Below are 13940 nucleotides of genomic sequence, written 5' to 3'. Positions count from 1 at the left end.
GACTGAAATATAGTTTCTTCATTTAAAATTATACTGCAGTCAATAGCTGGTATTCTCAATTAAACGACATGGGTTTGATAAGGATGAGGGCGACTTTAAATGTTTCTTAATCAAGATGCTTAGAGAGCTATACGAACACTATTTAAGAGGTTATCATTTGCATCAAGGCTATCCATAGCTTAAAAATCGCTTTAGGTGCAATCTATTATAGTGTGTCACGCACTCTTTTATTCCTACGATGGTTTAATCTAATTTTTGGGTTATTTTTGCCAAGTTTATGGATTCACTTACACAAATTATATTAGGTGCCGCCGTTGGCGAGGCTGTTTTAGGAAAAAAAGTGGGCAATAAAGCCATGCTCTATGGTGCTATTGCTGGCACTATACCCGACTTGGATGTTTTTTCATCGCATTTTACCGATACCGTTACAGCACTAGAAATACATAGAGGCTTTACGCATTCCATTGTGTTTTCGGTAATTTTCGCACCTATTTTCGCTTGGATTGTTACCCGCTACGAATCATATAAGGATATTAAGGGATGGTCTTGGTTATTTTTCTGGGCATTCTTTACCCATCCGCTTTTAGATGCTTTTACAACTTGGGGCACTCAATTGTTTTGGCCATTGGACACCAGACTTGCGTTTAAGAGTATTTTTGTGATTGACCCGCTTTACACCTTACCTTTTTTAGTGTTTTTAATTTTGACAATGTTTCAAAAACGAACCTCTCGGAAACGTCGTATTTATAACAATATAGGCCTAATTGTGAGTTCATCTTATTTGGCATTGACATTAGTATTGAAATCGGTGGCATTTACCAAGTTTAAATCGGCTTTGGAGGACCAACAGATAGCCTACAAGCAAATTGATGTCCGACCTTCTCCACTCAACACCATTCTTTGGAGTGCCAATATAGAGACCGATGATGCTTATCTTTTGGCTTATTATTCATTTTTTGACAGCCAGCCGATAGCTTTTCAAACCTATAAAAAGAATCATGAGCTATTGGGAGATCTAGTAAACACCGAAAAGGTTCAACGTATGATTAACATCTCAAAAGGTTGGTACACCATTATTAATAAGGACGACAAACTTTTATTCAACGATTTGAGATTTGGATTATTAAGTATGGACGCCGGAGCCCAGAACTTCGTGTTTCAGTATGAAGTTGTGCGTAATGACCATGGTGAAGTCTGTTTTGTAGAACAGGAAAAAAGTCCGCGCGATGGTAAGAAATTGATGGGCGACTTATGGACACGTATCAAAGGGAATTAGACATTGAAATGGGTCTCATAGATCTTGTTAAGATCATTTGGTTAAATCCTTTACCAAACTCTCATTTGGCAGCACTTAGATATTTTCACACCATTCATGTTTAACATAAAAAAAAGAAGGTCGATGTGACCTTCTTTTCTATTTTATTAAGGAACTAAAAATCAATTCCCTTGGCGCTCCATCAAAATTGCCTGAAGTCTTTCTTGAAGACTTCTTTCTTTCTGAATGGCCGTAGCCAATGATTTATAGCGATCTATAGAAATACCAGCAGACTCTATCTCGTCAACTGCTTTTTGCTCCAATTCAGGCTGCAGTTTTTCCATTTTTGACATGGCACTGGCATGTTTTTTCATTTCTTCAGCCGTTGCATCCGACTCTTTATTCGGATCAATCGCTGCTTCTTGGATGGCGCTAAAACGCTCTACCGCTAAACCTTCGTTTTCTATGATGGTCATCATTTCTTGTTGAGCTACTTGATTCTGCATTTGTACCTTAATATAGGCATCGGCAAACTGGTTTAAATCTGAATCAGAAACATTTTGCTCTTGCGCAGATAATGTCAGCGATCCAATTAGTGCTGCAAATAAAAATAAACTCTTGACTTTTACTGATTTGAACATAATTATATTTTAAAGTTTTTCAAACTTACAGGCAATCGCTTTTTTGAGCAAAGAAAACCAACGTCTTAACTTTAATTTATAGTTTCTCGGAACATATTATAGTTTATTTAAGAAATGACAATAGTAAAGCAGAACTTAAAAATTCAATAATGATCTCTTAAAAAATAAGCCAATTGAATAGTCTCGTCGTGAACCTTTAATCTATGCTATCAGTTTTTTGGTCCATACCCTTCCAAGAGGATAGTTCCGTGATGACAGAGCACAAAATCAGGCATAAATAGCTGTTCAGAGATTGTTACGCAATATCTAGGATTTAAAATCATTTTCATTAATACCACCTATCATTGCTTACCACCCACCTGCTATTGCCTTTTCAATGTTAACCTCCATTACAAATCCAATTCTTTCAGCTCAGTATTTTTGAGCACATAACGCTCATTACGTTTTATTTGAAAACTAATATCGTCTCAATATCAGTAACTAAATCTTATGGAAGTCAAAAGAGCAATGATAAATCTTTAGGCTTTTACAATGCACCCACTATAGAATCTTAGTAAAATAAAGACATAAAATCGTTTAGAGTTATTTTAATTATCTTACAACAAGCACCTTTTGGCAACAGGGTCTTCTGTTGTAAGAAAAGACTCAAGCCGTTCAAAGTCTTATGATAAAACCAATGGTATGATCACCATTTTCTTATATTTTCGTAACCTCCTTCGTAAGCCGCTATTAATCATGTTATATATAGAGATAAAGCCTTTTATATATTCAGATAAAGCCTTAGTTTTGCATTACTAGTAAAAATGTATTTTCAGTTCAGTCGGATAAATAAACAACAGCATGAGACAGCATATTTTAATACCAACAGATTTTTCAGATAATGCATGGAGCGCGGCACGTTACGCTCTAAGTTTGTACGCTGATGAGCCTTGTACGTTTTATTTTTCCTACGCCTGGACTTTTCTAAATTCAGGTGCTCGGACCCATATTTCTCAGAGTTATATAGATCCACTAATTGAGAAATCGAAAGAACAATTAGCTGAGGTCAAAGCGCGTGCTGAGAAAGAAAGTACAAATCCTGAACATAAGTTTGAAACAATTTATACGGTCGGCTCTTTGGAAGAATGTATAGAAGTATCTATTAAAAAGCACAACATCAATTTGGTTTTTATGGGTACTAAAGGTGCTACAGGTGCCAAAAAGTATATTCTTGGAAGCAATACTGTTTCCGTTATTAACAAAGTAAGGTTGTGCCCTATAATGCTTGTGCCAACAAAGTGTGAATTTGTGAAACCGGACCAAATTGCTTTCCCTTCTGACTTCAGTAGGTTTTTTGGCGAAGATCTATTGCCAATAACACAATTAGCCGATATGACCAAGGCTACTATTAACGTCCTGCACATCAAAAGCAAGGATGGATTAACCGAAACACAAAACGAAAATTTTGAACGGTTGAAGACACATTTAAAAGACTATGCACACACTTTTAATTGGCTACCAAGTAATCGTGCAAAAGCCGATGTAATATCTGATTTCATTAAAGAAAACAATGTCAAAATCCTGACTATGATCAATTATGAGCATAGTTTTATCGAAAACATCATCAAAGAACCTATCATAAAGAAATTAGGGTTTAAGTCTAAAATTCCATTTTTGGTGATTCCACGTAAAGACTAAACGCCTTTATTTTTTAAAAGGAGAATCCTTCTAATTTCAAAGCTTATAAATTGAATTTGTCATTAGTTCCACTATCAAGATACATTTATTTAAAGTGCCTGTTTTGAAGGTTGCCGTTAAATAATTTCAATAGACCATTTTATTTTACCGATTATCCAGTTTTTATCGATTTCACCATAATTCTATCGTTAAACAAACAAGTCCTTGCAGCATCTCAAGTTACACATTGAAATATTGAGTTGGCAGATCTTGGAAGACATACCAAGCGCCTCTGGGATTGTAAAATTTAAAGATGGTTACTATGTGATAGGTGATGATTCTCCGTATTTATTTCACCTGGGTAAGAATTTCGATCTGGTTTCAAAAACTCCGATTTTTTCCTCTGAAAAGTTAGAAGGAACTATAATTCCAAAAATCAACAAACCTGATTTTGAGGCGATGGAAATGATCAGTACCACTGAAATTCTTGTTTTTGGTTCTGGATCTAAATCGCCTGAACGCGATGTTTGTGTATTGATTGAAATTGGAGACGAAGCTTCCTATCAGGAATATGACATCTCTTTATTTTATGACCATATAAGAGAGATGGATATCATGCAGGGCTATGAACTTGATATTGAAGCTCTCGCCAGGGTTGGAGACTTACTATATCTTTTTAACAGAGGTCGAAATATTATATTTAGCTTTTCACTTCGTGAATTTTTAGCTTATTGTAAAACAAAGTCGTCCTTCCCTATTCCTAAGACTCACTTATTTTCTTTACCTAAAATCAAGGGTTTGCAAGCAGGTTTTTCAGGAGCCACTTCGTTTCAAGACCAACCTTATCTCATTTTTACGGCTTCTGTTGAAGATACGCCCAATGCTTATGATGACGGCGATATTTTAGGCAGTTATCTAGGCATTATAAAAATGAAGAACGGACAGCTTGACAATGACCATGTATTTCAACAGATTCCCAATCCAGAAAGTCCCTTAAAAGTGGAATCTGTAATTATTGATAAAGTGATATCCGATACTGAAACTGAATTGGTCCTTGTAACGGACAACGATGGAGCACCATCTGAAATATTAAGATTACGAATGATCTTAGATAAGGATCAGCATAAATATCAATAAGGATTTTCAGAGATTCAAAGTATAGCTATGCTCTCCATGGAAATCAAGAAACTCGGGCTCCATCCGACCAGCACGGACGGTCAAGTCCACCAAAGCGTGAATAAGGAGTTATATCTTGGATCGAGCAAATTTGGGAGTATTAAAACCATTTGGCGGGAATAAAACTGTCTAAAGATTTAACCTTCTGAGAATAAGCTGATAGGACTATTTTGCTGTCACCACCCCTGCTCTACTAACTCAAATCAAAACCGAGAGATGACAAAAATCATGGTATTTGTGGGTATTATCTATTATGTTTACACTATAAGATTAAATTGATAATAATTATGAGACATCATATTTTACTACCGACAGATTTTTCAGAGAACGCATGGAGTGCCGCACTTTATGCCATAAGATTATACGCCAAGGTACCTTGTACCTTTTATTTTTCGCACGCTTGGACATTTGTGAATACAGGATCCAGAACCTATATTTCGCCAAGTTATATAGACCAACTACAAAACACTTCTAAAGAACAGTTAGAAACTTTAAAAGAGCGCGCAAAATTTGTAAGTCCTAATTCTGAACACAAATTTGAATCAATTTTTAGTGAAGATTACCTTACTGCATCCATCAAAACTGCCATACAGGACAATGCCATAGATCTTGTTGTCATGGGCACTAAGGGTGCTACGGGAGCTAAAGAGCTTCTGCTTGGCAGCAATAGTGTAAACGTGATCAAGAAAGTTAAACTTTGCCCTGTTTTATTAGTGCCCTATAATTATGAGTATGCTACAACTGACCGCATGGCATTCGCTACCGATTTTAAACGACCTTATGGTGATGAAATTCGTCCGCTCCTAAGTTTAGCGAAGTTGCAAAAGTCCGATCTCGAAATCTTACATATTAGCGGTCCTGATGATCTAACTGAGAAGCAACAGAACAATTTAAATGCACTCACCCAACATCTTAAAGATCAACCGCATAATATACATTGGATTCCTGAAATAGGGACTAAAGAGGAAATTATTTCTGCTTTTATTGAAGAAAACAATATCAAGCTCATTACCATGATAAACTATACGCATAGCTTCCTCGAATATGTACTCAATGAGCCTGTTATTAAGAAATTAGGATATCATTCGCCGATTCCTTTTATGGTGATTCCACATCAAAGCTGATTTCGTCATAACCAAAGATAGGTCAATTGAAGGGAATCCCAGTTGTTAGTAAGTCCAACTGGGATTTTTTTATTTAATTTTTCAAACTCAAGTTTCTGACCAAGGTATCAAATTCGTATCCATCTGCTTTCAAAGTGGTAATTAACTCATCAAGCTTGTTATAAAACTTATCTGTTCTATCAGGATGTGTTCCGATATGCGACAAAAGTAAAAATCCATTTAATCCATCTGTTTCCTCCAAATTAAGGATAGAATTTACAATTGCTTCAGAAGATCTATAATTCTCCATCTCTGGAGTGGTATAGTCTGCGTGCGAAATTGTACCTGGACTATAGTTGATTATTTGAATACTCATTTGATCTGCCCACTGAGTGATGATATGATCGTTCCATTCAAACGGAGGTAAAAAGTAAGGAGCATCATCTTTCTGTATGCCATACTTTTCCATTTCGTCATAATTCGCTTTTAAATCGTTCTTAAATTCATCTTGGCTCACCAATAGTTTCTTTTCTTCTGTCCAATCGTTATACAGCAAATGCTTATCGGAATGTGCACCGAGATAGTGCCCCGATGTCTTCGCATTTTTGATGAATGGCGCAAAATTTTCGTTTCTATAAAAATTTCCAGTAAGAAAGAAAGAAGCTTTTATGTTATGCTTCTCCAAAACTCTTAATATTTCTTCCGCACCATCGGCGTATTCATCACCTGAAAACAGTAAACTGATTTTCTTTGCAGATCTGTCTCCTCTAACAATGGCACCGCTCGAATCATAAGTATATCGTTTCTTTTTATTTCCATTTCTAATGCTTTCGCTTTCTAAGGATGATAGGTAATAGACCAAAGAAGCAGTCCCATCCATTGTTGGCTCGTTGGTAGAGTAGCTTCCCACATCATCCTGATATACCACCAAATCAGATTGAAACTGCGCGTATTCATCTTTCTCATGAAGCTCGACACCTATTAAGCTGTTTGCAATAGACGCGTAAACCGGACCGTCTATCAATCCGCCATTGGTCTGATAAACTTCCAAGAGATAAAGTGATGAGTGCGGATCTGTAGGCGAATCGCCATCAGCAGGAAGCCCAACAATCATGGAAGTTCCCCAAATATTACATCCAAAAAGCCAATCGCGCAGTGCTGCTTCCATTTCAAGATAGGTATCATCATCAGAAAGATTATAATATAGTCTGCTCTGTGTAACTGCGGCAGTCACAAAATTATTAGAGCACCAAACAAATGGAATTCCAATATAGAACGGATTGTCTTTGCCACGCTCATGAAGCATCTTTAGTCCCTTGGCATAATAAGAGGTGACTTCTTTTCGATCATCCGATTTAAGTGCTGTGGCCAATTCATGATGGCCAGCGTTCAAGAAGGGATAATACTGATAATGTAAAATGGTATCCCGGCCAATCCAAGGTGTTATTTTTTCTTCTGAAGCGTACTTCAGGGCACTTTTTTTAAACCTTTCATCACCTGTAAGTTTATAAAGACTACTCGCCGCCAATTCCATATCATCAATCCAATTGTCTTCTTCGTAAAAATAAGGGGAGCGTCCGGGTGCGGTTTGGCTTACCCCTGGATGCAATTCGCCATACCGATAAGCCTCTTCTGCGCGTTTTCCCATATACCTTGTATATTCAGGATAAAAATCTTTTAAGACTGTGGCACCAATAGCAAATGCCGATGCAAACTTCCCTGCGGTGGAGGCCACCCCTGTTGATCTATTCTTATATTTTAAAACACCTTGTTTCTCAGCGCTTGCCAAATATACAGGACGCCCTTTACGATTAGGGTCATAGACAACCGAATCTTTATTGGGCAAGCGATACCCAGAATGATCCCGATCATCGGCAATTTGGTTATAATATTCTGTGTCGGATGGGTTCATTTTTTTAAGCCAATCCATACCAAATTTTGCTTCATCGATAATATCAGGAATCCCATTTGGTCCTGGTAGTCCATCAGCGTCATAGGCATCGTCAAACGCTTCTGGATTGTCACGATATGCAAACAACAACTGGAAGACTGCATTGGCTGAAGTGGCGGTGTATTGTAGATAATCGGAGGCATCATGCCACCCACCGGTGACATCAATTCGCTCTCCTTCCTTCCCTGGATTGTACAAAATATAGCCGTCATCCAAATGACATGACGCCGTCAAATAGGGATTATAGCCGCAACGTTGCTGACGCATATATTCCAGTAGAAAATCGGCGGTATGGTCATAAACATCAGTGTTGATTCGGAATTCAGGCGATTTAATGCCGTTAGCCATGAGATAGTATTTCCCTGGTGTTTCAAATTCGCTAAAATTCAGACGATACGACGATTTAAATGGTCCGTAAGCTCCTTTTGAAATTGGTCTTTTCGATTGAAAAACCACTTTATCCGTTAATGCGTCATGAAGAGTGAATACCTCAATCTTGGCGTGCTCAATGGCACCAAACACCGCAACTTTTATGGAGGTTGGTGTATATCCCAACTGATTGATCCGAATGACGGAAACTCCCACCTGCTTTCCTACAGATGGCTGCGCTACAGCGGAAATTAGAAGAAAACTAAGACTTGCAACAAATAATAATTTTTTCATGTCTTTATAATTAATTTTAACAAACCGATCGTCTTATGATTATAGACTTAGCATAATACATAGGTTGGAACTATTAAATTTCAGAATGCTCAATCGATAGCTTCTCATAATAAGATCTCTCTTTTTTGTTAGTTATATATCAAATATTTTTCTCTCGTTTTTGCAAAAGTCTCCAATCGTGGTTTCCAGCTTTCTCTGATGTCTCCAATAGACATTCCCTCTTCAATCTGTTGTTGCAGCTTTTTAGTCCCAGCCAGCTTTGGAAAGAAATCATTAAAGAATGTCTGTTGATCTGGTGTAGCATTGTATGTCTCTACCAGCCAATCCAACTTGACTTCATTAAGCCGTTTCACATTTCTTAAATCTCTTCCATAGCACACTTCTCCTTGATGTTTTGGCGTTTTTGCCCCAAAATTGGGTTGCGGTGTAAAGCTGAAATCGAATTTGTCTTTTGGTAAAAATGGCGCCCCAAAAACCTGAAACTGCATTTCCGTACCCCGTCCGCAGCTTAATGTGGTACCTTCAAAAAAGCAAACACTCGGGTACAAATTGATGGATGTGGCATTGGGAAGGTTTGGTGATGGCTTAATAGGCAAATCGTATTCTGAATTGTAAGTGTAGTTTTTAAGCGGAATTACCGTAAGTTCACATTGAATGCCATTCTCCATCCATTTTTCGCCATTGATCATCTTTCCATATTCACCAATGGTCATTCCATATACAATAGGTACTGGGTGCATGCCCACAAAACTTTTAACCTCGCTTTCCAAAATAGGACCATCAATATAATGGCCATTAGGATTTGGACGATCTAAAATAATGACTGGAATATTAAGCTCTGCGGCAGTTTCCATCACATAATGAAGTGTGGAGATATAGGTATAAAAACGAACGCCAACATCCTGAACATCAAACAGCATCACGTCAATATCCTTTAAATATTCAACCGGAGGCTTTCTATTTTTACCATAAAGAGAAAAGATAGGCAAACCTGTTTTTTCATCAATGCCATCCTCTATATATTCGCCAGCATCCGCAGTGCCACGAAAACCATGCTCAGGTGAATAGACTTTGGTCACCTTGACGTCCAATGCCAATAAGGAATCGACAAGATGGGTGTGGTTTTGTTCGCTTTCATCCTTAAAAATAACGCTGGTTTGGTTTGCCACTACACCCACATTCTTACCCTCTAAAAGCTTAAGATAAACATCGGTTTGATTTGCTCCTGTTACAATTGCCAATTTTTCAACTTCCGCAACAACCATGCTGTCCTCTTTAACTTGATTTTTCTTAGTCGTTTCATTACAAGCTATAAGGCTAATAAAACATAAAAAAAGATATTTCATAATATTCGAGTTTTAATTTATGAGTAAATAATAAAATGATATTGTAGTCTTATTTATTAAAATTTGATACGTTTTTTCATGTGCCGCAAACTTTTCATAATCAACTAATTGGATTTTAAAATTTTGAAGGTGGCTTGGGCACCTTGATCATCTTCAACTTCTAAAAAATACAATCCGTTTTCAAATGGCGTCATGTTTATATTTTCAAAATGAGAGGTCATCTTTAAAACAGAAGCGCCCATAATATTGAACAGTTCCATTTTAGTGAATTTAACAGCGTTGGTATTTGTTATATTTACATAACCTGAAGTCGGATTGGGATGGACTTTAATCTGATTCAAACTCGCATCACCAACAGAAGCCGTTGCACCAAACTTAGTATTGATCAATTCCCAAAGCTCTGGTCGGCCTCCGTCATAATTTAAGGCCCACATCCCTACACCTCCTAAATTGTTGTCTATGGCCAAATCGAATTTTTTTGAGATGCTCAATTCGTTATCGGTCCAAACTTGGTTCCAATTGGCCCCGTCGTTCCATCTATACCATGGATATTCAAAATCTGAATTCCATATAAAACCACCGTGGCTATCTGCCTCCGTTACTGTATTTCTATAACGTGTGGACGATACATGCGATATGGTTACCGATTCGGAGACGTTGGTCTCTGTTTTCCAATGTTGCCCGTAGTATGGAACTGCCATAATCAATTTTTCAGGAGTATTTGCCGTTGGAACGGCATAGGTACCTGTCTCTATGGTACGCTTAATAGAACGTTTCCATGAAGTATGGTGTGTTAATGGTGCAATTGGGCCTGAATTTGCACTGTTTGCAGACGTATAATCATAAGCCATAATGACCACATAATCTACACTATCGACCAAACCCTCTATATCCCATCCGCCCCAATTGACAGCCGGTCCATCAAAAGAAACTTCCTTTCCTGGGAGTTCGGTATGGATATATGTGGTTAGATCAGACAAGAATGCATTCAGTTCTGCACCCCGATGAGCGGAGGACATTCCTTCAAAATCAATATTGACGCCGTCCAAATTGTAGGTTTCAATTAAGTTTTTGACATTATTGAAGAATAGATTTTTTTTGGTTGGATTGGTAATCAATTCCCAGACCACGGCATCTGCTCCATCGGCACCGCCAAAATTAACTACAGTCATTATAACTTTAACGCCTTGTGCATGGGCAGCATTTATTTCAGCCGTCCATGGCCATCCCGCAGGTGTAGCAATAGATGCATCCAATTGCACCAAAAAATCAAAGCAGGCCAAATGGGTCAATAAATCATAGCGAATATTGTTATGAGCCCCAGAACTCTGCTCCCAGTATGGCAAAAAGCCAAATACTTTTTTACTCAATGCGGGTGCTCTTGAAGCATTTAAACCAATTAGCTCTTCAGCCGTTTTACTGGCATCTCGTTGGGTGGCATCTGTCGTAACTTTACCAAATTCTTCTTTTTGCATTTGGTGTGGACCTACCTGAATAATTTCCTGAGAAAACATGGTATGAATCGCCATACAGGCCAATAAAACGATGAGCTTGTTGTGTAGAGTTCTTTCCATGTTTAATTGTTTTAGGTTAATTATTAATAGTTTACTGCGAAATATTAATTCCAATTTGAACAGGAAAATCCTTGGAAATTGATGCAGGCAAAACACCATTTACCTCTGATTCTCCAAAAATAATTTCAGCAGTAGCCCTGTTCGCCACTTCTGAATTTTCAAAGGAAATAAGCACACTTTCCACATTGTTTAAATTGGTCTCTTTTAAACTGTATTGACTAGCAAAAACGGTTAGAATAGTTTTGTGGTTTTTTGAAATGGTTTCGATAAGTCGTTTATCGGCGGCTGAAATAGCTCTCGTAATTCTACTATTTTTTCTGTGATATCCTATGATTACCCTATCAAACTTGCGCAGTTTATTTAACAAATTCCGCGATGAAGAATATTTGATATCAGTCACATTTCCTTTTAATTTCAAAGCTTCGAAAAAGAGATCGCCAGTGTCATTGCCCAAATTTACAAAGGCAATTTTTTCCTGATCATTTTCAGTCAGCGGCAATAACTGCTCTTCATTTTTAACAAGTGTAATAGCATTTCTTATGGCCTCTTGGTATAACTCTTGGTTTACATCTCGGTTTAACTCCTCAACAAGGTTTTCCAATTCAATAGGCTTATAAGCATTCAAACCCACATCGTATTTTGCGTTAAGAATTTTCTTTACAGAATGAGCCAGACGTTGCTCCGTGATCTCCTTTTCTTGATATGCTTCCATAATCCTTGAGATGGCTTTTGGTGCGTCCTCTGTAAAGAGAAGCACATCGTTACCTGCCTTAAAGGCCGCCAAATCGATATCACCGGGCTGCCCATAGTCAGCGACACCTTTCATATTTAAGGCATCGGTAAAAATAAGTCCCTCGTAGCCCAGTTGCTCTTTAAGCAATTCAGTAACTATTTGGTAGGACAATGAAGAAGGTAATCCTTCTTGACGTTCTAAATTGGGCACGTTCAAATGGGCGACCATAACACCTGCAACCCCTTTATTGAATAACTCTTTATAAGGATAGAGTTCTACCGTGTCCAATCTTTCTTTCGTGAACGCCACCGTTGGTAGTGTTTTATGGGAGTCAGAGGCTGTATCGCCATGGCCCGGAAAATGTTTGGCACTGGCCAAAACTCCAGCACTTTGCAGTCCGTCGGTAAATGCCCAAGCCTTTTCTGTTACATTAACTTTGTCTTCACCAAAAGAACGAACGCCAATGACAGGGTTTTCCGAATTGGTATTGATATCAACCACGGGCGCAAAATTGATATGAATGCCCATTCGCTTACAATCCTTTCCAATTTGCTCTCCGATCTTTCTGATAATTTTATTATTAGTTATCGCACCTAAGGTCATATTATACGGATATCTTGATGTACTATCCAAGCGCATGTTTAACCCCCATTCACCATCAATCCCTATAAATAAAGGAATTTTAGAAGCAGATTGGTAGAGATTGGTTTGTGTTGCTTGTCGGATTGGTCCTCCTTGAAAGAAGATAAGTCCGCCTAAGTGATAGTCATTGATCAGTTTATGAATAGAATCGGTATGGGAATCATCTCTGTTGGAATACGCACTGACCATAAATAATTGTCCCACTTTTTCTTTAAGCGACATGCCGCTATAAATACTATCGACCCATTGGGCCCGTTCATCGATTTCGACTGGACGCTTATTAGTGACCTCTGTGCAGGAGGTTATCATGAAGAGCATAATGCCCATTATTGTTAAAAACTTTTTCATTTCTTTCTTAGGGAATTATAGCTGTCAATAGCGCTTCTTACATTTTTATGCTCGGCCAATAATTTATCTGCAAGTTCTTCATCTACCTGAAGTTCGTTCATGATCATTTGAACTGCTCTATTCACCAATTTCTTATTGGACAGCTGCATATCTATCATTTTATTGCCTCTAACCCTTCCCAATTTGATCATCACTGTAGTAGAAATCATATTCAAAGCGAGCTTTTGGGCAGTTCCGGCTTTCATTCTGGTGCTACCTGTAACAAACTCTGGACCTACGACCAACTCGACAGGAAAATCAACCTCTGCGGCCAACGGGGAGTTTTTATTACAAGTTATGCAGCCGGTAATTATACCCTGTTTTTTAGCTTCCTTAACTGCGCCGATAACGTAAGGCGTAGTTCCTGAAGCCGCAATTCCAATGAGCACGTCATCTTTACTTATCTTATATTCCTGCAGGTCTTTCCAACCCAATTCAGAATTATCCTCTGCATTTTCAACTGCTTTTCTCATCGCCACATCGCCCCCTGCAATGAGTGCTATCACCATGTTATCCGGAACACCAAACGTTGGTGGACATTCAGAGGCATCCAAAATACCCAAACGGCCACTGGTACCAGCACCGATATAAAACAAGCGGCCACCATCTTTCATTTTATGATATATGGTATCTACCAATAGTTCAATTTGTGGGATGGCCTCTTCAAGGATAACAGGAACCGTTTTATCTTCTGTATTCATATTTGAAAGCAGTTGAAAGGTGTCCATCTTTTCTAAATTGTTATATGCAGAACTCTGCTCAGTGGTTAATTTATTTTCCATAATAGTTAAGGTGATTTTAATTTCTTATTGA

The 13940-nt window shown here is 38.0% G+C and carries 10 protein-coding genes; 4 read left to right on the top strand and 6 right to left on the bottom strand.

From position 1 onward, the window contains the following. The first annotated feature begins 277 nt into the window (after nt 1-277). On the top strand, nt 278-1276 hold the full coding sequence (locus H3Z82_RS07090) for a metal-dependent hydrolase (RefSeq protein WP_182204174.1): 999 nt from the start codon (nt 278-280) through the stop codon (nt 1274-1276). A 161-nt stretch (nt 1277-1437) separates the two neighbouring features. On the opposite strand, the gene H3Z82_RS07085 is transcribed toward H3Z82_RS07090, so the two are convergent. Beyond that, entirely contained in the window at nt 1438-1896 is a 459-nt protein-coding gene (locus tag H3Z82_RS07085) for a DUF4168 domain-containing protein (protein WP_182204172.1), read from the bottom strand. Nucleotides 1897-2736: 840 nt separating this feature from the next. Here H3Z82_RS07085 and H3Z82_RS07080 point away from each other — a divergent pair. From H3Z82_RS07080 to H3Z82_RS07070, 3 genes are all read left to right on the top strand, one after another. Continuing rightward, on the top strand, nt 2737-3573 hold the full coding sequence (locus H3Z82_RS07080) for a universal stress protein (RefSeq protein WP_182204169.1): 837 nt from the start codon (nt 2737-2739) through the stop codon (nt 3571-3573). A gap of 204 nt (nt 3574-3777) precedes the next feature. Next, a complete protein-coding gene (locus tag H3Z82_RS07075) occupies nt 3778-4689 on the top strand; it encodes a DUF6929 family protein (protein ID WP_182204167.1) in 912 nt (303 codons plus the stop codon). A 326-nt stretch (nt 4690-5015) separates the two neighbouring features. Then, on the top strand, nt 5016-5852 hold the full coding sequence (locus H3Z82_RS07070) for a universal stress protein (protein ID WP_182204165.1): 837 nt from the start codon (nt 5016-5018) through the stop codon (nt 5850-5852). Nucleotides 5853-5925: 73 nt separating this feature from the next. Here H3Z82_RS07070 and H3Z82_RS07065 read toward each other — a convergent pair whose 3' ends face one another. The 5 genes from H3Z82_RS07065 to murQ all read right to left on the bottom strand — a co-directional run bounded on the left by H3Z82_RS07065 (nt 5926) and on the right by murQ (nt 13909). Further along, nucleotides 5926-8445, bottom strand: a complete 2520-nt coding sequence (locus H3Z82_RS07065; RefSeq protein WP_182204163.1) for a glycoside hydrolase family 9 protein — start codon at nt 8443-8445, stop codon at nt 5926-5928. Between the two features lie 128 nt (nt 8446-8573). Continuing rightward, complete coding sequence (locus tag H3Z82_RS07060) at nt 8574-9791, bottom strand: exo-beta-N-acetylmuramidase NamZ family protein (RefSeq protein WP_182204161.1); 1218 nt, start codon at nt 9789-9791, stop codon at nt 8574-8576. A 104-nt stretch (nt 9792-9895) separates the two neighbouring features. Next, a complete protein-coding gene (locus tag H3Z82_RS07055) occupies nt 9896-11365 on the bottom strand; it encodes a glycosyl hydrolase family 18 protein (protein WP_182204158.1) in 1470 nt (489 codons plus the stop codon). A 31-nt stretch (nt 11366-11396) separates the two neighbouring features. Further along, complete coding sequence (locus H3Z82_RS07050; protein ID WP_182204155.1) at nt 11397-13088, bottom strand: glycoside hydrolase family 3 protein; 1692 nt, start codon at nt 13086-13088, stop codon at nt 11397-11399. Continuing rightward, nucleotides 13085-13909, bottom strand: coding sequence for an N-acetylmuramic acid 6-phosphate etherase (gene murQ / locus H3Z82_RS07045; protein WP_182204153.1), 825 nt, complete (start codon nt 13907-13909; stop codon nt 13085-13087). Before murQ ends, H3Z82_RS07050 begins: the two co-directional genes overlap by 4 nt. Nucleotides 13910-13940 lie beyond the last annotated feature (31 nt).

Origin of the sequence: Gelidibacter maritimus, from assembly GCF_014062315.1 — a bacterium.
Lineage (GTDB): Bacteria > Bacteroidota > Bacteroidia > Flavobacteriales > Flavobacteriaceae > Gelidibacter > Gelidibacter maritimus.
The sequence above is the reverse complement of the archived record's forward strand: the minus strand, read 5'-3'. Positions and strand labels throughout refer to the sequence as shown.